The organism is Bifidobacterium margollesii, from assembly GCF_002860355.1.
GTDB classification, from domain to species: domain Bacteria; phylum Actinomycetota; class Actinomycetes; order Actinomycetales; family Bifidobacteriaceae; genus Galliscardovia; species Galliscardovia margollesii.
This window is the reverse complement of record NZ_NMWU01000016.1, coordinates 1-19,368: the sequence shown is the minus strand read 5'-3', so window position 1 is coordinate 19,368 and position 19,368 is coordinate 1. Positions and strand designations below refer to the sequence as shown.

The 19,368-nt window shown below is 62.3% G+C and carries 19 protein-coding genes; 11 read left to right on the top strand and 8 right to left on the bottom strand.

The window, feature by feature from the left end; genetic code table 11:
• Positions 1-466: helix-turn-helix domain-containing protein (locus Uis1B_RS05180; protein WP_133124805.1), on the bottom strand; the 466-nt coding region annotated here is incomplete at its 3' end.
• Between the two features lie 485 nt (positions 467-951).
• Between Uis1B_RS05180 and Uis1B_RS05175 the strand changes: the two genes are divergently transcribed.
• Together Uis1B_RS05175 and Uis1B_RS05170 are read left to right on the top strand one after the other, a co-directional pair.
• Positions 952-2,190 carry a trans-sulfuration enzyme family protein gene (locus Uis1B_RS05175; RefSeq protein WP_101616262.1) on the top strand — a complete coding sequence of 413 codons (1,239 nt, stop codon included), beginning with the start codon at positions 952-954 and terminating at the stop codon, positions 2,188-2,190.
• 68 nt (positions 2,191-2,258) lie between these two features.
• Positions 2,259-3,440, top strand: a complete 1,182-nt coding sequence (locus Uis1B_RS05170) for a M20 metallopeptidase family protein (RefSeq protein ID WP_101616256.1) — start codon at positions 2,259-2,261, stop codon at positions 3,438-3,440.
• 35 nt (positions 3,441-3,475) lie between these two features.
• Here Uis1B_RS05170 and Uis1B_RS05165 read toward each other — a convergent pair whose 3' ends face one another.
• A complete protein-coding gene (locus Uis1B_RS05165; RefSeq protein ID WP_423734865.1) occupies positions 3,476-4,318 on the bottom strand; it encodes a patatin-like phospholipase family protein in 843 nt (280 codons plus the stop codon).
• A gap of 148 nt (positions 4,319-4,466) precedes the next feature.
• On the bottom strand, positions 4,467-5,240 hold the full coding sequence (murI, locus tag Uis1B_RS05160; RefSeq protein ID WP_101616251.1) for a glutamate racemase: 774 nt from the start codon (positions 5,238-5,240) through the stop codon (positions 4,467-4,469).
• A gap of 223 nt (positions 5,241-5,463) precedes the next feature.
• On the opposite strand from murI, the gene dapF reads away from it, so the two are divergent.
• A complete protein-coding gene (dapF, locus tag Uis1B_RS05155) occupies positions 5,464-6,384 on the top strand; it encodes a diaminopimelate epimerase (RefSeq protein ID WP_101616249.1) in 921 nt (306 codons plus the stop codon).
• Between the two features lie 17 nt (positions 6,385-6,401).
• On the opposite strand, the gene Uis1B_RS05150 is transcribed toward dapF, so the two are convergent.
• Positions 6,402-7,058: a vitamin K epoxide reductase family protein gene (locus tag Uis1B_RS05150; protein ID WP_101616260.1), complete on the bottom strand. Its 657-nt coding sequence runs from the start codon at positions 7,056-7,058 to the stop codon at positions 6,402-6,404.
• An 86-nt stretch (positions 7,059-7,144) separates the two neighbouring features.
• Between Uis1B_RS05150 and Uis1B_RS05145 the strand changes: the two genes are divergently transcribed.
• Entirely contained in the window at positions 7,145-8,050 is a 906-nt protein-coding gene (locus Uis1B_RS05145) for a PHP domain-containing protein (protein ID WP_101616247.1), read from the top strand.
• A gap of 110 nt (positions 8,051-8,160) precedes the next feature.
• Here the strand turns inward: Uis1B_RS05145 and Uis1B_RS05140 are convergent, their stop codons facing one another.
• Together Uis1B_RS05140 and Uis1B_RS05135 are read right to left on the bottom strand one after the other, a co-directional pair.
• On the bottom strand, positions 8,161-8,394 hold the full coding sequence (locus tag Uis1B_RS05140; protein ID WP_101616246.1) for a DUF3107 domain-containing protein: 234 nt from the start codon (positions 8,392-8,394) through the stop codon (positions 8,161-8,163).
• A 56-nt stretch (positions 8,395-8,450) separates the two neighbouring features.
• Positions 8,451-9,959: a phosphotransferase gene (locus Uis1B_RS05135; RefSeq protein WP_423734864.1), complete on the bottom strand. Its 1,509-nt coding sequence runs from the start codon at positions 9,957-9,959 to the stop codon at positions 8,451-8,453.
• Positions 9,960-10,041: 82 nt separating this feature from the next.
• Here Uis1B_RS05135 and Uis1B_RS05130 point away from each other — a divergent pair, with 82 nt between their 5' ends.
• Positions 10,042-11,532, top strand: a complete 1,491-nt coding sequence (locus Uis1B_RS05130; protein ID WP_165782744.1) for an ATP-dependent helicase — start codon at positions 10,042-10,044, stop codon at positions 11,530-11,532.
• Positions 11,533-11,597: 65 nt separating this feature from the next.
• Here the strand turns inward: Uis1B_RS05130 and Uis1B_RS05125 are convergent, their stop codons facing one another.
• Complete coding sequence (locus tag Uis1B_RS05125; RefSeq protein ID WP_101616239.1) at positions 11,598-13,118, bottom strand: zinc-dependent metalloprotease; 1,521 nt, start codon at positions 13,116-13,118, stop codon at positions 11,598-11,600.
• 89 nt (positions 13,119-13,207) lie between these two features.
• On the opposite strand from Uis1B_RS05125, the gene Uis1B_RS05120 reads away from it, so the two are divergent.
• From Uis1B_RS05120 to Uis1B_RS05095, 6 genes are all read left to right on the top strand, one after another.
• A complete protein-coding gene (locus Uis1B_RS05120) occupies positions 13,208-14,098 on the top strand; it encodes a YlbL family protein (RefSeq protein ID WP_101616237.1) in 891 nt (296 codons plus the stop codon).
• 78 nt (positions 14,099-14,176) lie between these two features.
• A complete protein-coding gene (locus Uis1B_RS05115) occupies positions 14,177-14,608 on the top strand; it encodes a DUF3052 domain-containing protein (RefSeq protein WP_101616235.1) in 432 nt (143 codons plus the stop codon).
• 336 nt (positions 14,609-14,944) lie between these two features.
• Positions 14,945-17,344 carry a carbon starvation CstA family protein gene (locus Uis1B_RS05110; protein ID WP_101616234.1) on the top strand — a complete coding sequence of 800 codons (2,400 nt, stop codon included), beginning with the start codon at positions 14,945-14,947 and terminating at the stop codon, positions 17,342-17,344.
• A gap of 197 nt (positions 17,345-17,541) precedes the next feature.
• Positions 17,542-17,736 (top strand): YbdD/YjiX family protein, encoded by a 195-nt coding sequence (locus tag Uis1B_RS05105; protein WP_101616258.1) that lies wholly within the window; start codon positions 17,542-17,544, stop codon positions 17,734-17,736.
• Positions 17,737-18,058: 322 nt separating this feature from the next.
• Complete coding sequence (locus Uis1B_RS05100; protein ID WP_101616232.1) at positions 18,059-18,337, top strand: hypothetical protein; 279 nt, start codon at positions 18,059-18,061, stop codon at positions 18,335-18,337.
• 19 nt (positions 18,338-18,356) lie between these two features.
• On the top strand, positions 18,357-18,677 hold the full coding sequence (locus Uis1B_RS05095) for a hypothetical protein (RefSeq protein ID WP_101616230.1): 321 nt from the start codon (positions 18,357-18,359) through the stop codon (positions 18,675-18,677).
• Between the two features lie 108 nt (positions 18,678-18,785).
• On the opposite strand, the gene Uis1B_RS05090 is transcribed toward Uis1B_RS05095, so the two are convergent.
• Positions 18,786-19,368 (bottom strand): IS30 family transposase (locus Uis1B_RS05090; protein WP_133124846.1); only part of this gene is annotated, 583 nt, incomplete at its 5' end.

Sequence of the window (19,368 nt, the reverse complement as noted above, 5' to 3'; positions counted from 1 at the left end):
CGTCGAACGGCGAGGGCATGGTCTCCTTGAGCCGTCCGGCGACCCTATGGGCGATCCGGCCCGCGGTGCGCCATGCGACGCGCAGGAACCCGCTCACCGTCTTCTGGTTCGCCACGGTCATCAGCCACGCGCACTCCGCCTCGAAATCACGCGTGAACCGGCTGCCGGGCTCGGCCCACGGCATGGCGGCGACGACCACGCCGCACCCGGGGCAGTCCACGCGCGGCATCATGGCGACCAGCTCCACCCGCCAGCAGCCGAAGTCCTGGTGACGCCAACGGCGCACGCCGCCGCCCCGGTCATAGCCCGGACACCGCCGACCGCAGCGGGAGCATCTGAGCATGCCGGCATGCGGGCGCACGCGCACCTCGAGCACGGGCTCGGGACGCAGCGGCGAGTCCGCGACCCGCACGTCCTCGACGACCATGCCTTTGACGTTGAGAAGACGTTTGAATAAGCTGTTCATCAGGCGTTCTCCGTGGTTCATTTCTTTGGTCGGAAAACAGAATACACGGGAACGCCCCTCACGCTTACGAAATCAACGGCTCAACGACGAACCCACACCCACGAAAACAGCAATAGCGCCTGAAATAACGCAACGGTTCGGACCGGCATCCGCATCCGCGATTCGATGCCCGCATGTCATACGGCATGCGGGCATCGTCGTAGTCCGGTCGACCGATGTCCGGTCGACCGACACCACCCGTGCCCTGCCGTGACCGTCATCGGCGGGCGCCAGGCCCGCCATCGGCGTGTCGAACGAACGGTTATCGACTTATAGCCCGTTATCAACCCCAATAGCCGCACGACCGGGATCGCAGCTTGCAACGGCGTATAGATTTTAGCTATGCGAATCGGCTTGAAAGCTTGAAATCATTGCGGTTAGCCTTGGTTTACCAACAGAAGGAAACCTAACGGACAATCCGGCATCGTCAATGATTGGGGGAGCTCATGGCACGATTCAAGACCCAGCTGGTACATGGAGTCGACATCGACGACAACAACACGGGAGCGGTGAACCCGCCGATCTACAACTCATCCACCTACACCTTCGAATCTGTCGAATCCGTACCGCGATGGGACTACGCCCGCAGCGGCAATCCCACCCGCGAATTCCTCGAACGACAGATCGCCCAGCTGGAACAGGGATGTCGTGGTTTCGCCTTCGCCTCCGGACTGGCGGCGATCCACGCGGTGCTTTCGATCTTCAAGCCCGGCGACCGCATCATCGTCGGCGACAACATCTACGGTGGCACCTACTCGCAGATCAACGAGTTCTTCAGCCGGTGGGGACTCGAATTCGACGCGGTCGACACCCGTGATCTCGACGCGGTGAACGCCGCCTTCGACCGAGCGGAGGCCCAGGGGGCGGTCGTGCGCGCCGTGTACTTCGAAACGCTCACCAACCCGCTGCTCAAGGTCAACGACGTGGCCGCGCTGGCCCGCATCGCCCATGAGCATGACGCCATCGCCATCGTCGACAACACCTTCGTCACCCCGTACCTGCAGAAGCCGCTCACCCTGGGCGTCGACATCGTCCTGCATTCGGCCACCAAGTATCTGGCCGGACATTCCGACGTGGTGGCCGGACTCGCGGTCGCCCGCACCGAGGATCTGGCCAACCGCGTGTATTTCGCGCAGAACCGTCTTGGCGGCGTACTGCCTCCGGCGGAATGCGACGCCGTGCGACGGGGCATCCAGACCCTCGCCCTGCGCATGGATCGCCAGCAGAGCAATGCGCTCGCCATCGCGCAGTTCCTGGAGCGGCATCCTCTGGTGTCCAAGGTGCATTACCCCGGACTCGCCTCCAACGAGGACTATCACTTGGCGCTGCGACAGCTTCGGGGGTTCGGCGGCGTATTGTCCTTCGAGGTGCGTGAAGGGGTCGACCCGGCCGACGTGCTCAACAACCTCCATGTGTTCCGTCTTGCGGTCAGCCTCGGTGCGGTGGAAAGCCTCGCCGAATTCCCCGCCAGCATGACCCACTTCGAAGTGCCGCGTGAGGAACGGCTCAAGCTCGGCATCACCGATGAGCTGATCCGTCTGGCCGTGGGCATCGAGGACGTCTTCGATCTCACCGATGACCTCAAGCAGGCGTTGTCGATCGCCGAACGGGCGGCTGCGGCCAGGCGGGAGGAGTCTTCCCCGGCCTCCGAAACCGTGAAGGTTCGCGTGGCCGTCGGTGCCTGACGGCTTCCGATTCGCAGCCGGTCCCGAGTGAATGGGATCGCAGCCGGAAAGACAGGGGGAATGGCGATATGACCATCGACGAGCGGACGCTGGCCGAAGTGCTGGAAGCCCGTCACTGGATGCACCGACACCCGGAACTGGCGTTGCATGAGACGCAGACCACGCGGTTCATCGCCGATCGGCTGCGGGCATGGGGCATCGACGTCATCGATACGTCAAGCGGTCCTTTGCCCGGTGCGCGCAGCACAGCACCGCTGCGGACGGGCGTGCTGGCGGAGATCAAGGGGCAGGCCGGTCCCGGACCGGTACTGGCTTTGCGCGCGGACATCGATGGTCTGTCGATCGAGGAGAATCCCGGTGCTCCATACGCTTCGGTCAATCCCGGTGTGATGCACGCCTGCGGTCATGATCTTCACTCCGCTTCGCTGCTCGGTGCTGCGCGAGAGCTTTCCGCTCGCCGCGACGAATTTCATGGAACCGTCCGTCTGCTGTTCCAGCCCGCCGAGGAGGCGGAGCTCGGCGCCCAGAAAGTGCTCGCCGCCGGATGGCTCCAAGGCGTGGAGCGGATCGTCGGATATCACAATCATCCCGGTCTGCCGGTAGGGACGGTGGGTATTTCACCCAAGCCGATCATGAGCGGCAACTACCGGTTCGACGTGACGCTGCACGGTTGTGGCGCCCACGGCAGCAAGCCGGATGAGGCGGCCGACCCCATCAGCGCGTTCGCCGCCATCGTTTCGCAGCTGCAGACCATCGTGAGCCGCAGCGTGCCGGCCCTGCAACCCGCCGTGGTGAGCGTCACGCAGGTGAAGTCGGGCACCGCATGGAACGCGATTCCCGCCGATCTGGAGTTCCACGGCACCGCACGGGCGTTCGATGCGGCTACGGCGAGGTTGATCCACGAACGGCTCCTTGAGATCATCGACGGCACGGCGCGCGTCTTCGGCGTGAAGGCGGATATCGATTGGAGCGTACGGGCGCAGCCCATCGACAATGATCGGGAGCTGGCCCTGCTGCTGGCCTCCGATGCGTCGTCGTACGCCAACGTGGTGGATCCGGAACAGAGCATGGGGGCCGATGATTTCGCCGATTATCAGCATGCTGGGATCCCCGGGGTCTTCAGCTTCATCGGCTCCAACGGCGCCGAAGACGCTTCGGGGTGGCATACGCCGAACTTCCCCGGGCTTGATGAGATACTCCCATACGCCATCGAATACTATCTTCACGCCGTGCGGGTGGTACTCGGCTGAGCGTTCGGCCCGGCTTCCGGGGAATCCTGACCAGACTACTCTTCGAGAAACTCCTTGATCTTCGCGGCATCCGCATACCCCTGCCGGTACATGCGGTTCAGCCCCTCATAGCTTTTGTGCAGCGTGGAAAGGCCATACAGCTCGGTCGGCGCGATGATCAGCACCCGTCCCTCCCGCTCATACTGCTTGGCCAGTTCCACCTCGTCGTTATACAGCTGGTACCGGTTGAGCAGCATATCGGCCGCGGCGGGGTAGGAGCGTCTCAGGATCGCCGCCGGACCCTTGTCCTTCTGCTGCTTGCGCACGGTGTCCTTCGGTCTGGTGAGCACCACCACCACTTTGTCGCAGCCGTCCTCGAAGGCCTTGCGCACGGGGATCGGGTCGGCGATGCCCCCATCGAAATAGGGCACGCCGTCCACCACATACGGTTCGCACGCCACCGGCACCGCGCTCGACGCCTTGCAGATGTCGTAATCGTCCTGATGCATACGGCTTTTGGGAAAATAGTGGGGCTCCCCGGTTTCGGCGTTGGCCGCCACGACGTAGAACTCCATCGGGTTCGCCTCGATCGCCGGGTAATCCAGCGGATCCTCGCCGTCATGGTTCGACAATGTGCCGTACACGTAATCCAAACCGACGAAATTATGATTCCGCAGGAAGTTCCTGGTGCTGGCGTATTCGCGGCGGAAGGCGTACTTCGTGTAGAAGCGGTAGCATCGTCCCTTCTGCCGGGAGAGCAGGCACGTCAGATTCGCGCTGCCGGCGGAGATGCCGATCGCATAGTCGAGACGCACGTCGTCCTCCAGCAGACGATCCACCACGCCCACGCCGTAGATGGCCCGGAATCCGCCGCCCACGTCGATAATGCCGGTTTTCATCGATGTTCCCCCCATTCCGTTCTTCGCTTCCGCCTCATCATAGCGGTTGGAACGGCTTGGTGGTAGCGGGAAACGACGGTTCTCCCGCGAATGTCGATTACCGGGCGGTTCCGATGTCGGCCGGTGGAGGCCTCGAATCCGGTTCCGTCTATTCGCCGAGCAGATCGTGGCTCAGTGCGAGCACGTCCGGCGAATCCTTGGAGTTCTCCACACTTACCGTGCCGCGTTGATCCTCGTCGGCGAGTTGGCCGAGCGATTCGAGCACTACATGCAGATGCCGTACCGTGCCTTCGTTGCCGTCGAGAATCGCGCTGTGGGCGAACAGTTCGCGGAAATAATCCCGATAGAACACGAAATGCGTGCAGCCGAGCACCACGCTGTCGGTGTGCGCGATGTCGTAGCGGTCGAAATAGCCGTGCAGGGTGCGCATCACCAGATCCCGGTCCGAAAGCCGGCCGGATTCCACGATCCCCACCAGATCGGGGCAGGGCTGCTTGCGGATGTCATGCAGGGAATCGAACCGATCCATCAGCTTCTCGAACTTGCGCTCCTTGAGCGTCAACGGGGTGGCCGCCACCACGATGTGCTGGCGTACGCCGTTGCCGCGGTCGCAGGCCACCTTGAGCGCCGGTTCCATGCCGATGATCGGGATGTCGTATCGTGCGCGCAGATCATTGACCGCGGCTGCGGTGGCCGTATTGCACGCCACCACGATGCCCTTCACGCCGCGTTCGACGAACCGGTCGCAGATCGAGAAGCAGAAGTCGCGGATCTCCTCCGGACGTCGAAGACCGTAGGGGGCGTGCGCGCTGTCCCCGAAGTACATCACGGTTTCGTTCGGCATGTCCTTCCTGATCTGCCGAACAACCGAAAGCCCACCAAGTCCGGAATCGAACACCCCGATCGGTGCATGCGACGACATACCGCTCTCCTTCATGAAGTCGTGTCTGTCCGCCCCGACGTACGCATGCGGATCATGGCCGCATGGCACGGCTGCCGGAACGACGACCCCACGGCCTGCGCTCCGTCGACGGAACGGGAATACCGCTACCTAGGGTAGTGTACCTTTCTCCCGGCATACGACCGTTTCACCGGTATGACAATGGGCGAGGAGAAATGCGCGTGCTCGACTATCCTTATGATCCATGAGTATTCCACAGCATGTAGTGAAGGCGCATGGCACGGGCAACGACTTCGTGGTCTATGCCGATCCCGAAGGCGTATACGAGCCGACCGCGCAGGAGGTCCGTCGATTGTGCGATCGGCATTTCGGCGTGGGCGGCGACGGTCTGCTGCGACTGGCGCATCCGGACGACGTCTCCGATCTGAGCGACGAGCAGGTTTCACGGCTTCGGTCCGCCGGCGCGGAGTGGATGATGGACTACCGCAACGCCGATGGCTCCCTGGCCGAGATGTGCGGCAACGGCACCAGGGTCACCGCGTTGTTCGCCCAGACGATGGGATATATGGAGGCGCCGGGCGGTCGGCCTCTGAAACTCGGCACGAGGGCCGGGGTAAAGACGCTTTCCTCGCTTGGCGAGGTGGAGGGACTGGGACGCAACGTGTTCCACATCGACATGGGCCCGTGGAAGGCGGGTGAGACGCACGCATACGAGGTGACCATACCAGGGCATGAGGGTTCCGCCCGCGGTACGTTCGTCGATATGGGCAATCCGCATGTGGTCGCGGTGCTTGAGGACGCCACGGGACGTGGTCTCGCCGCGGATTCCACGCTTCCCGCGGTGTCCGATCTCGATCTGACCCGCAAGCCGGTGGTGGATCCGGTGATCGAGACCGATCAGAACGTCGAGTTCGTGGGCATCGACGCCATCGACGAGCGGGCGGGCACCGGCAGGGCCCATATGCGGGTGAACGAACGCGGGTGCGGCGAAACCCTGTCGTGCGGCACCGGATTGTGCGCCACGGCGATCACGCTGCGGCGGATCACTGGCGTTGACGAGTGGACGATCACCGTGCGGGGTGGTGTGCTGGTCGTGAAGGTGAGCGACGACAATGTGGAGCTGACCGGAGACGCCTGCATCGTCGGTACGGTCACGCTGCGATAGTCGTCGGCACCGATCCGTCAGAAGATCGCGGAACCGTCCTTGACGAGGATGATCGCGATGAGTGCGGCAAGCCACAGCACATCGACCAGCAGATCGGCTCCCAGACGATAATAGGTGTCCAGCGCGCGTCTGAACGATGATCCGGTGCCGTTCAGACGCGGCAGATTCTGCACGGTGACCGTTGCATGGCTGAGTGTCATGAACTGCAGGGTGGTGGAGAACATCAGACCCAGACACCACAGGCACAGCGCGTTGATCACGAACACCGACTGGGTGAACAGCCAATAGGCGTAGGCAAGGGCGGCCAGACCGCCCAGCCAGGTGCAGACGGCGAACCATCGGGGCACGCTGATTCGGGCGAGGCCCAGTACCGCGATGGTGACGAACACGGATTCGGCCGCGATGCCGAAGAAGGCGTTCGGGAAGCTCATATCGCCGAATTTGATGATTTCGGCCTGCCAGGACTGCGCCACCGTGGAGCAGGAGATCACCGAGTTGACGTCGCAGTCGAGCTTGCTGCCCGGATTGCGTGCCAACAGCAGTGTCTCGGCGGAAAGCCCGAGCGAGATGATCAATGCCGCGAGCGAGAAGACCAGCATGAGCAGATAGGTCCACACGGCACCGTGGCGCCATCCGGTCGGTGTTCCCAGATACTCCGCGGATTCATCGATCATCGTTACCATCCCCCGATTCGTTGTCAGACGTGACTGCGACGTTCCAGATGATTCGCGCCGCGACGAAATCAGCTTACGATAGTGATATGACTGATCGAACTGATTCCGCCGTGCGCACCGGCATTGTGCGCGACCACGCCTCGAAAGGCTGGGATCTGCATTGCCACTCCGCCTATTCCGATGGTACGGAGACCCCCGAAACCCTGATCCGGGAAGCCAAGCGCATCGGTCTTTCCGGCGTCGCCATCACCGATCACGACACCTGGGCGGGATGGAACGACGCCGTAGCCGCGGCCGAACGCTATGAGATGCCGCTGGTGCGGGGCACCGAGATCACCGCCGACGTGGACGGTGTCTGCGTGCATATGCTTGGACTGCTGTACGATCCCAAGGACCCGGTGTTGTGCGAACTGTTCGCCAGCACGCGCGAAAACCGAGTCAAGCGCATGAGGAAGATGGTCGAGAATCTTTCCGCCGACTATCCGATCACCTGGGACGACGTGGTTCGACAGGTCAAGGAAGGTGGGCAGACCACCATCGGACGGCCTCACATCGCCGATGCGATGGTGGCCATGGGGTTCTTCGAGAACCGTTCCGAGGTGTTCCGGCGTGCGATCAGCAAGAGCAGCAAATACTACGTGCCGATCGTCTCCCCGTCGGCGAAGACGGTGGTCGAGGCGGTCAAGCATGCGGGAGGTGTGGCGATCATCGCCCATCCGGCAGGAGCGACCCGCAACCGGAACATTCTCACCGACGAGCAGATCGCGGATATCGCAGCCGTGGGTCTGGACGGGTTGGAGGTGTTCCACAGGGAGAACTCGCCGGAGCAGCAGCAGCGTCTGCTCCGACTCGCCAGGGAATTGCATCTGCTGACCACCGGAGGCTCCGACTGGCATGGAGCCGGCAAACCCAACCTGATGGGGGAGAACACGACGAGCGATGAAGTCGTGGAGGAGATCGCGGCCCGAGGCGCCATCGACATCATCCGATGATGACATGGAGACGAAATGGATGATGGGGAGAGCGCAACTTATTGATGCGCTCTCCCCATCATCCATTCAAGACCGTCAAGCGGCCGAACCGAGCGGGTTCTTCGGCCGGATCAGCTTTCGGCCAGATTGCCGAATCCCACGGGATGCGAGGTTTCGGAACCGACGATGGCATAGCCGATGGCTCCACCGGGGACGACGATACGACGGCCCTTGGTGTCGGTGAGATCCACAACCGCACCGTTCTTCACCGCTTCGGCGATGGCGCCGCTGACCTCGTCGGCGGACTTGTCGGTGGCGAAGGTCACCGGTCGGGCCACGTTCTGAATGCCGATTTCAACATCCATGGTTGTTCCTCCTTGAAAAAACGGAATTACCGTTGACGAAACTCCAACTTGTCATTCTAGCGAGACGGCGTCTGGCCGTCGCCGGCATCGGACGGTTCTTCGCTCTCGGCGGCATGTTCATCCACCAGCGACACGTATCCGGTCGGATGTCCCTGACTGCGTGCGATGCCCATACCGGTCTGCGGCGCATCGTCCTGAACCGGCGTATCGTCACCGGTTTCAGCGCTGGGCTTGCCGACGATGCGACCGGCCGCGCCGGTGATGACCCCGTCGTCGTCGAAATCCTCGGGAGAGAGCGCAGGCATGGTCACGGTAGCGGTGTCATCGCCGGAAACGCCCATGTTCTCCACCACAATGGTCTTCGAATCGGCATGCGAGGCTTCGGACGCAACGGTTCCCGTCATGGCGGAGGCCCTTGCCGGCACGGTGGGAACGGGCATATGCACGCTGTTCGCGGGGGAGGTCCGCGACGAAGCCTGCGATGCCGTGCGATCGCCGGCATTCGTACGAGAAACGGGCGATCCTCCCGAAGCGCCGTCATCCCGCGACAGCAGATTCCCCACGGTGATGGTGGAGGGATTGCCCGCCGAAGCCGTCGAGGAAGGAACCATCTTCGAAGCCCTTACGGAAAGCTGGTGAGCCAAACGCTCCACATGGGCCTTGAACTCGATGATCCTGTCGTTGTCGGCACGATCGAGCGCCTTGATGAATTCCCCGACCTGCTCCATCTGCAGCCACAGACTGGCGCGCAGCATGATCAGATCATCCAATCGCGAGCCGATGATCCTCGCGTAGGCGGACAGCACGTTGTTGCGTCGCTTCGCGTCGAGACGGTCGAAGATCCATGCCAGATCCCGGGCCGGATCATTCACCTGCATGTTCCCCCAGCGGTACATCGCATTGAGACCGGTGCTGGAAAACAGCATGTCGCCATCGGAGAAGCCCCCATGCACCGGGCATGTGCGGAACGACCACAATCCGTCGGTCGCCACGATCCGCTCCCAGCTGTCGGTGATCTCCTCGGGCACATGACCGGCCTCCTTGAGCCGCGCGATCCAAGCCTCAAGCTGCTGCTTGATCTGGGCGGGAGCATACGAGGGATACCCCTCCTTGGCCATGAATCCCGGACGCAGACGGTGGATCGCACCGATCGCCGTACCGACGGATACGCACTGGCTTTCGGTGAGACGATCCAACGGCGTGGTGACGCCGTCGTTGTGCACGGTGACCAGCACGGCGGTGGTGCCGGTGGGCCCCTTGCGGTATTCGCCCGGCTGGAACGCCACGGTACGATCCAAGGCGAAACCGAGTCCGGCAGGCTCCTTGGCCCTCAGCAGCGCCGCGGAGGAATCCGCCCGCGAGGTCAGCTTCCTGCGACCCTCGGGCGTATCGGAGGCGCAGACGTCGAATTCACGCCCGGTGGTGTCGGTGACCACCGCCATATCGATGCCATACTGCTCATCCGAAGGCGCGGTCTGCTCCGAACTCCTCGTGCCGGCCACGGTCAGATTCGGCATGGCCGCGCTCGCCAATGCCGCCAGGGTAAATACTGAACGTTCACTCACCCTACCCACTCTAATGCACGACACCGCGGCGGGCCGGAAGGAAACCTGCGACAATGGGCGTGTGACTACGAATACGGATCGAATGCTCGAAGGACTGGACGAGATGCAGGCCGCGGCCGCGAGGGCCGTGGAGGGGCCCGTACGCATTCTGGCAGGAGCGGGAGCCGGCAAGACCCGCACGATCACGCATCGCATAGCCTATGCCTGCTCCACGGGAGCATGGAACCCCTCGCAGAGTCTTGCCGTCACCTTCTCCGTCAAGGCGGCGGCCGAAATGCGCGCGAGACTGGCGGCCCTCGGTGTGCCGCAGGTCAAGGCCGCGACGTTTCATTCGGCGGCTCTCAAGCAGCTGCGCCGCGTCTGGCCGGAGCTGAGCGAATCATACTTTCCGTCCGTGGTCGAAGACGTTCGCTCGCTGATCGATCGTGCGATGAGACGGGTGATCGGAACGGATGAGATCGACACGACGACCTACAGGGCCGTGCTGGCCGAGATCAACTGGACCAAGGTGAGTCTGATCGCTCCGGAGGATTACCCGCGCGTATGCGCCGCCATGCATCGACGGCCGCCGGCCGATCTTGATCCCGAGAGGATGGCCGACGTGATCACGGCGTACGAGGAGGAGAAGACCGGGCGCGGAATGATCGACTTCAACGATATTCTGCTGATGACCTGCCATGTGCTGGAGCATTTCGACGAGGCGGCCGCGTCGATCAGATCGCGGGTGCGGTGGCTCACCGTGGACGAGTATCAGGACGTCTCGCCGTTGCAGCACCGACTGTTGACGTTGTGGCGGGGCGGTCGCGACAGCGTGTGCGTGGTGGGGGATCCGGCGCAGACGATCTACTCGTTCGCCGGCGCCACGAGCTACTATCTGCTGCGGTTTCCGGAGGAGTTCCGTCGGCTCAACGCCGACATCGCATTGGAACGGGACTACCGGTCCACGCCGCAGATCGTGCACTGCGCCAATCGCGTGCTTGCCGCGTCGCCGATGCGGGACGATTATCTGGTGTTGCGCTCCGCAAGGGAAACGGGACGCCGCATTGTGAGAACCAGATACGATACCGACGAGCAGGAGGCCCAAGGGGTGGCGCGTCGCATCGCCGCGCTGGTGGCGCAGGGGGAGAGCCCGAACGACGTCGCGGTGCTGATGCGCATCAACGCGCAAGGTCCCATCATCCGGGCGGCGTTGGGGCGAATGGGCATCCGCTCGCGTGTCCGCAACGAATACGCGAGCAGCGAAGCGTCGCTTATCGATTCCTCTTCGGCCGCCGCGCGAGCCGCGGCCGAAGACCTTTCCTCGGTGAAGGCCGGCGAAGTGACCATCTCCACCATTCATGCGGCCAAGGGACTGCAATGGCGTCATGTGTTTCTGATCGGATGCTCGGAAGGGTTGCTGCCGTTCGGCGTCGCGGGCTTGGGGGTCGCGGATGACTTCGAACGGTTGGAGGAGGAGCGACGGTTGTTCTACGTGGGAGTGACCCGCGGCGAGGACACGGTCACCATGTCGTTCGCCGCGTCCAAGGACGGCATGGGAGGAGTGGGACGGACCCCCAGCCGATTCCTGAAGTAGCGGATTCCGGATATCGGGTGGAAGTTGGACCTATCCGCATGCCGGAAGAACCCTACGCCGCCGTTTCAGGCCTTGTCCGCGTCGTCTGTGGTTCCGTCGTCTGTGGTCTCGTCGCCGGCGTCTCCGGTCGCATTGCGGCCGTCATTCGCATCGCCGCTGTCGTCCGCATGGCGATCGTCGTTGAGCAGTCTGCTCAATTCGGCGTCCCAATCCACGGCCTCGGTCCCGCTTCCTGAAGAAGCCGTTGCATCGGCATCGTCCTCCGCCTTCTCCGTCGGCAGCGACGGCAGCAGATCAGGATGCCCCCACTTCGCGTCGCGCTGTTCGGCCCCTTCGGACAAGGTGATGGATTCCCACAGTTCCGCGGCTTCGCGCAGACGCTTCGGGCGCAGACGCAGGCCCAGCAGGGATTCGAAGGTGCGCTCGGCGGGGCCTCCCACCGCGCGCTCGCGTCGCATCATCTCCCGAAGCTGCTCGATATGGGGGATGTGCGCCATGCCGGCCCGCCAGACCACGCAGTCCACCCATCCGTCCACCAAGGCGAGCAGACTCTCCAGACCACACAACGCCTCCTGCTGCTCGGGGGTGTCACCGATGCCCACCTTGGTGAGGTTCACGGCTCCGGCGATCGATTCGGGATTCATCATCTCCGCTTCGCGCAGCTGCTCCTCCATCGCATCGAGATCGATGGAGATGCCGCGCGCGTATTTGCCGATCAACGCTTCGAATCGGGGCATCAGCCACGGTACGCCGGCGAACAGCCGCGCATGAGCCACTTCATGCAGTGCAAGGAACTCCATCACCTCGCTGCGATCCAGCTCCAGCTCCTTGGCATAGGCGGTGATGTTTTCGGGGATCAGCGCCCCGGCAGGATTGTCGAGCAGCGCTATGCCCTGATCGAATCCGCCGTGCACCTCGCTGGAGAGATTGCCCGCACCCTGACCCAGCTGCATGGCGAACGACGTGTTGCCCAGCAGCTTCATCAGTGTGGCCGGATCCTTGAGTCCTTCGGGGATCGGAATCGGCACGGGGCCGGCGAACATGCCGGAGATCTCCCCGCCCATCGCGCCGCCCAGACGTTCGGAGAACACCGAGGCCAGAGCGTCGTTCATCGACTCGGCCACCGGCGAGGCGAACTTCGCCCACGACGGCAGGGTCTTCTCCACCCACTGGGCGCGGGTGAGCACATCGGCCTGACCCTTCACCGGGTCGAAGTCGGTGACGGTGTCAAGCCACAGATTCGCTTCGGAAAGCGACTGTCTGGCCGCGGCTCCGTCCTCGGCGCTCACGGTCGTGGTCGAACCGTTCTCCCGCGTCTTGTTCAGGGCGATCGACTGGGCCATCTTCACGTTGATCGGCCCCTCCTGCACCGTGCGCTGCACGTCGCCCATCGTGTTGAGGCCGCCCGCGGTCAGGGCCTCGGCAAGGGACCGCACCTCGGACGGCTTGGGCAGACCGTCGATTCCCTGACTCATGATCTGGTCGCGAACCGATTCGGGCAGATTGGAGAACTGTCTCCAGGCCATTTCCCCCTGAATCGGCCCGAAGGAATCGATCAGCCATTGACGCAGTTCATTGTCTTCCATAAGTTCACCCAATCCGAATCGAGCATGTGTTGTTGTGAGCATCTTACCGGCAATCCGTGTAAGTCTTTCCCATCCATAGTATGAGAGCTATGTCGAATAAGCGTTTCCCGGGCGGCGAGTTCGCCCACAGCACCACAACTCGCTCATCCGTGTGGCGTCGGCTGTCCCGTTTCGTCGCCGCCCGCGGTCCGCGATACTGCATGGGGGCGGTCGGCGCCGCGCTGTGCGTACTGCTCCTGCTGATGCCCAGCGGGTTCGTCACGGAAGGTCCCGGTCCGACCCGCGATGTGCTGTCCACCGTGGACGACGGGGGATCGAAGCGCATGATCGAGATCTCCGGAGCCAGAACGTATGAGGATTCCGGCAAACTGCTGCTCACCACCGTGAACAGCTACGGCACCCGGGAACCCGCCATCAACGCTCAGGTGCTGTGGGCGTGGCTGAATCCCAAGGCCGGTGTGCTGCCCCGTGAGGCGGTGATCCCACCCGGGCAGACCACCGACGAATATCTGGCGAAGACGAGGAAGGAGATGTCCGGAGCGCAGGACTCCGCGGCCCGGCAGGCGATCGACTATCTGTCGGAGCGCGACGAGGGACAGTCCGACGTCTCGGGGGCCAAGGTGACCATGCATATCGACGACATCGGCGGGCCGTCGGCCGGATTGATGTACACGCTGGGCGTGATCGACCGTCTCACGCCCGCCAAGGAGACCGGCGGCATGACGATCGCCGGAACGGGCACGATGGAGAAGGATGGATCGGTGGGGGCGATCGGCGGCATCCGACTCAAGATGATCGGCGCGAAACGCGACGGAGCCGCGTGGTTCCTCGCTCCCGCGGACAACTGCGACGAAGTGGCCGGCAACGTTCCCGCGGGACTGCGCGACGTTCGGGTATCGAACCTTGATGACGCCTACCGGGCGCTCGTGGCCATCGGACAGGGCAGGGGGGATTCCCTGCCTCGCTGCACGGTGAAGTAGCGGGTGCGGCGAGCGGGACCGGAAACCAAGGTAAATTCATGGTTACATGGGCTCGGAATTCCGCGCTTGTTGTTATGCTTGTCTTCCGTGGTTGAAACTACGAGAAAAGAGGCCGACATTTTCGGTTTCCATTCCGGGGACATTATTCAGGAATGGCTTTGGGACGATGATGTGGATGACAGCATCCGAGAGGGCATCGAGTCCGTCACCGGCGAGGATCTGGTGGACGAGGACTATGATTCCGCAGTGGATGGTGTGATTCTGTGGTGGCGTGACGGTGATGACGAGGACGCGTTGTCCGACACCATCATGGACGCGGTGGATGTGCTCAATGAGGGCGGACCGTTCTGGGTGCTGACCCCCAAGCCCGGCCGTGATGGCGCGGCAAGCGCCACGACCGTGGAAAACGCCGCGAAGACCTCCGGCATGAACGCCGCGACTCCGCAGACGCTGAACACCGACTGGAACGCGATTCGCCTTCGCGCCTTCGGCAAGGGCAGGGAGCGGTAGCCGCCTCATCTTTTTCCGGGGCGTTTCCGGAGTCGAAGGGCTCGTGGAGCCCGTGATCGTGCGTTTGAACGTCTGCATGTGTGGAACATGCAGACGTTTTTCATGCGCGGACAAGTATCTTTCCTCGCGGGGGAGTCCGAGATCGCGGTGTATATCGGTTTTCGGCGTTCTCCCGTAGGAAGGAACACCGAAGATGGCCCTGGGGCGATAATCGGGAATTCCGGTAATTCCTTGTTAACGGAATTAATGACAAGGTTCACACTGGATTTTTGCTCCTCTTCGCGACTATGTTCGCAGATAGAAGCGCAGAGTCGCGTTTCTGTTAGGAGAAGAGTCATGGCTGTAGTGACCCATGGGGAAATTCCGAAATACACCCCGGAAGAAGAATCTCGGATCATCCGCAATTCCAAGGGCGTTCCCGTTGGCGTGAAGCCCGATACCAAGTGGACCCCGAAGCGCATTGCGATCTGGGCCGTCATCACCTTGCTCGGTGTGATCGGCTGGACGATGATCGCCATCGTGCGAGGGGAAGAGGTGAATACGATCTGGTTCGTCATCACCGCCGTGTGCACGTATGCGATCGCTTACCGATTCTATGCGTTGTACATCCAGAACAAGATCATGCGTCCCGATGATCTCAACGCCACACCGGCCGAACGCATCAACAACGGCAAGGATTTCGATCCGACCAACCGAGTGGTGCTTTACGGCCACCACTTCGCGGCCATCGCCGGCGCCGGTCCTCTGGTGGGACCGATCCTCGCCGCGCAGATGGGCTACCTGCCCGGCACGATCTGGATCATCGTCGGCGTGTGTCTCGCCGGTGCCGTCCAGGACATGCTGGTGCTGTTCTTCTCGATGCGTCGAGGAGGCCGTTCCCTCGGTCAGATGGCCAAGGACGAGATCGGTCACATCGGCGGTTCCGTCGCCACGATCATCGTGTTCGTCATGCTGATGATCGTGCTCGCCGTGCTCGCCATGATCTGCGTCAACGCGCTGGCCGCCTCCCCGTGGGGCGTGTTCTCCGTGGGCTGCACGATCCCGATCGCCATCTGCATGGGCCTGTGGCTGCGATTCGTTCAGCCCGGCAAGATCACCGAGGTTTCGATCGTCGGCTTCGCTGTGCTGATCGGCGTGATCATCGCCGGCCGCTGGGTCTCCGAATCCTCCTTCGGCAAGTTCCTGCACCTGAGCCCCACCGCTCTGGTGATCTGCATGGTGATTTATGGCTTCTTCGCCGCCATCCTTCCCGTGTGGCTGCTGCTCACCCCGCGTGACTACCTGTCCACCTTCATGAAGGTCGGCACGATCTGCATCCTCGCCCTCGGCATCATCATCGTCCGCCCGATCGTCGAGATGCCTGCCGTCACCGCCTTCGCCAGCAACACCGAAGGACCGGTGTTCGCCGGCGCCATCTTCCCGTTCCTGTTCATCACCATCGCCTGCGGTGCCCTCTCCGGCATGCACGCCATGGTCTCCTCCGGAACCAGCCCGAAGATGATCCAGAAGGAAAGCCAGGCCCGCATGATCGGCTACGCCGGCATGCTGATGGAGTCCTTCGTCGCCGTCATGGCCATCGTGGCCGCCATCTCCCTTAACCAGGGCATCTACTTCGGCATGAACACCTCCGAGGCCACCGCGGCCAAGCTGGCCGGCACCTCGATCAGCCAGACCACCGAGTCCAAGGAGGACATCATGGCCAAGGCCGTGACCAACCTCGGCGTGACCGACGTGCACGGTAATAAGATCGAAGCCAAGTGGGATTCCTGGGATGCCAACGGCAACGACAAGGTGTACACCGGCGGCGATGCGTACCGTCAGCTGGCGTCCGACGTGGGCGAACCCTCCGTCGTCTCCCGCACCGGTGGTGCACCGACACTGGCCGTGGGCATGGCGCACATTCTGCATCAGATAGGTGGCGGGCGGACCATGATGGGATTCTGGTACCACTTCGCGATCATGTTCGAGGCGTTGTTCATCCTTTCCGCGGTCGATGCGGTGACGCGAGTCGCCCGATTCCAGCTTTCCGACGCGTTGGGCAACATCTGGCCCAAGTTCCGTGACCCAAGCTGGCGTGTGGGTGCATGGCTGTGCACCGGCGTGGTCGTGGCCGCATGGGGTTCGCTGCTGCTGATGGGCGTCACCGATCCGCGAGGCGGCATACAGACGCTGTATCCGTTGTTCGGTATAGCCAACCAGCTGATCGCCGCGGTCGCACTGCTGGTGGTCACCGTGATGGTGGTGCGCAAGGGGTACGTCAAGTACGTGTGGATTCCGGTGATTCCGCTGGTCTTCGACACGGCCGTCACCTTCGTGGCGAGCTGGCAGAAGATCTTCTCCACCGATTCGGCGCTGGGCTACTGGCAGCAGTGGCGTGACGCCAACGCGAAGCTCGCCACGCTCACCGATCCGGCTCAGATCGACATCGAAAAAGCCATTGTGCGCAACACGTTCATTCAGGGAACCCTGTCGATCGTGTTCCTGGTCACCGTGGCGTTCGTGATGGTCTGCGGCGTCATCCGCATCGTCAGGACCATCCAGGCCAAGGATTACGAGCACACCAGCGAGGATCCGCGTGTGGAGTCGAACTTCTTCGCTCCCACCACGATGATCCCCTCCAAGCTCGATTCCAAGCTGGTCAAGGAGTACGCCATCGTGGGTGACCCCGAGCTCATTCCCGGTCTCAAGAAGGAGGAGCGCGAGGAGCTGGAACACGAGAAGGTCGCGGCTCACTGAGACCGCGATGATCGGCCGGCGGTCGATTGATTCGATCGTCGACCATCGGCGAACTCACGTAATCCGCATCGGATCGTCGCGGCGGGATGGACCCGTCCGGCGATCCGATGCATTCCGCGGAGAGAGGGTGCAAGGACATGACGTCAATGGGGAAGTCGACCATCGATCGGGGGAATCGCATGCGGCGGATGTCGGCTATGACGAGGGACATCGTCGACGGTCTGGGGCGGTTTCGCGAGTTTTGGCGGGATTTGACGGGAGAGAATGCGTATGACCGGTATGTGGAGCGGCATCGGCGGCGGCATCCCGATCATGAGCCGATGAGCGAACGTGAGTTCTGGCGGGCCCGCGACGACTTCCATGAGACCCACCAGGCCACCGGATGCTGCTGACGACTAGGCGACGGTTGCATGGATGACGGGGGAGGGGAGTGTTATGTGGGCCGTTTTGCGTCACGCGGACCGGGTGGCCCAGGTGACGCGCTCGTCAAAACGTTGGAATCTCAAGGATCCGGCCACTGCGTCACATGGATCAGGTGGTCCATGTGACGCCACTCGGCCCAGGTGACGGCGTATATTTGGCACCATTCACGCAGAATCTCGGAGGGAATGAGATTCTTCCGGCACGAGGACGGAAGAGGACGGAAGTTTATATTCGAGGGAATAGGTGAACTTCCAATTTATTCACTTCTGGGCTATCTAAGGATGGTATGACATGCCGATCGCTCCCGACAGGCTGGACAAGTTCACATTCATGGCCGGCCAAGGCCGCTTCAATGCCGATCCTGAGGTAATCAAACGAAACTGCGAGCTCACAGGTTTCGTTCCGCCGACGCCGGAAGAGCAAGCGTACATCGCTGAGCAATGGGAAAAGCGTTTCGATGTGGAAGACGATCTTTCAACGGACAAACTCCGTGCCGAATACGCGCACAAGAAGGCGCCGGAACCGAGTTTGAACTGCACCCCGATTCAGGAACTTGGGATACCGATTTGAGTGGATACCAAAGAATGAGGTGGGACATCAGCCGACGAATGATTTTCTTTGGCTGGACACCAACTTCGAAGTTGAAGTCAAATCAACGCAAAGCCGGAAACCGGACTATTCGAAGATTTCTCGACTTATTTCCAATGCGGTCGCCTCGGCGGCTCGACAGAACGTGGTCAAGGATTCTTTCATCATTGACCTTGGCGAATACAAGACTCCTGAGAAACTTTTTAATCAGCTTTCCGAATACAACCAAAAACACATGGTCTCCCCTGAGGGTATGAAGCAAATGATTAAACGGCTGTATTTACTGGATGGGAATGGTTTCAGACAGCTCCTGTTGAAATAAAAAACCGGAAGCACTCCCGTGCGCTTGGGCTGTTATTGCAAGCCTGCGCGGGACCTCCGGTCATTTAAATAATAACAATTCCTGGCCCGGAAAGCAAGGTGCCCGGATTCAATTTGTAAGTGCAACACTCGTCTCTGGGTGGCTTGTCTTTGACATTACCTTGCCGAGCTCGCGGTACCAAACCTCGTTGGGCGTTTCCCAGCCCAGGACCTTCAACGGGGTGTCGTTGATCTCGTCGACGATGGCCTGCAGGTCCGCATCCGACAGGTCGTCGAAGCTGGTCCCCTTGGGCAGGTAGCGCCGGATCCTGCCGTTGCGGTTCTCGTTCGTGCCCCGCTGCCACGAGGAGTACGGGTCCGCATAGTAGGTGAGCATGCCCAGCGCCTCGTCCACGAGCAGGTGGCAGGAGGACTCCGTGCCGTTGTCCCACGTGCGGTCGATGCGCGCGGGCGCGGGGATCCGGCTGTAGATGTCGTATTCGGCGCGCGCGGTCGCCAGCGCGCTCTTGTCGGGGATGAACCGGGCGAACAGCTTGCGGCTCTTGCGTTCGGCCTGCGTGTCGATGCACCGTTTCGACGGGGACGCGCCGACGACGGTGTCGGACTCGAAGTGACCGAACCCGCGGCGCGAGTCCACGCTCTTGGGCCGGTCGGCGAGCGGCACGCGCATCGGGATGCGCGCCCCCTTCGCC

What these genes read in the sequence shown, in the direction of transcription:
- Uis1B_RS05130 (WP_165782744.1), top strand. Translation starts at nt 10,042, where the DNA reads ATGCTCGAAGGACTGGACGAGATGCAGGCCGCGGCCGCGAGGGCCGTG.
- Uis1B_RS05145 (WP_101616247.1), top strand. Translation starts at nt 7,145, where the DNA reads ATGACTGATCGAACTGATTCCGCCGTGCGCACCGGCATTGTGCGCGAC.
- dapF (WP_101616249.1), top strand. Translation starts at nt 5,464, where the DNA reads ATGAGTATTCCACAGCATGTAGTGAAGGCGCATGGCACGGGCAACGAC.
- Uis1B_RS05100 (WP_101616232.1), top strand. Translation starts at nt 18,059, where the DNA reads ATGCCGATCGCTCCCGACAGGCTGGACAAGTTCACATTCATGGCCGGC.
- Uis1B_RS05170 (WP_101616256.1), top strand. Translation starts at nt 2,259, where the DNA reads ATGACCATCGACGAGCGGACGCTGGCCGAAGTGCTGGAAGCCCGTCAC.
- Uis1B_RS05105 (WP_101616258.1), top strand. Translation starts at nt 17,542, where the DNA reads ATGACGAGGGACATCGTCGACGGTCTGGGGCGGTTTCGCGAGTTTTGG.
- Uis1B_RS05165 (WP_423734865.1), bottom strand. Translation starts at nt 4,318, where the DNA reads ATGAAAACCGGCATTATCGACGTGGGCGGCGGATTCCGGGCCATCTAC.
- Uis1B_RS05175 (WP_101616262.1), top strand. Translation starts at nt 952, where the DNA reads ATGGCACGATTCAAGACCCAGCTGGTACATGGAGTCGACATCGACGAC.
- Uis1B_RS05110 (WP_101616234.1), top strand. Translation starts at nt 14,945, where the DNA reads ATGGCTGTAGTGACCCATGGGGAAATTCCGAAATACACCCCGGAAGAA.
- Uis1B_RS05150 (WP_101616260.1), bottom strand. Translation starts at nt 7,058, where the DNA reads ATGATCGATGAATCCGCGGAGTATCTGGGAACACCGACCGGATGGCGC.
- Uis1B_RS05125 (WP_101616239.1), bottom strand. Translation starts at nt 13,118, where the DNA reads ATGGAAGACAATGAACTGCGTCAATGGCTGATCGATTCCTTCGGGCCG.
- Uis1B_RS05120 (WP_101616237.1), top strand. Translation starts at nt 13,208, where the DNA reads ATGTCGAATAAGCGTTTCCCGGGCGGCGAGTTCGCCCACAGCACCACA.
- Uis1B_RS05140 (WP_101616246.1), bottom strand. Translation starts at nt 8,394, where the DNA reads ATGGATGTTGAAATCGGCATTCAGAACGTGGCCCGACCGGTGACCTTC.
- murI (WP_101616251.1), bottom strand. Translation starts at nt 5,240, where the DNA reads ATGTCGTCGCATGCACCGATCGGGGTGTTCGATTCCGGACTTGGTGGG.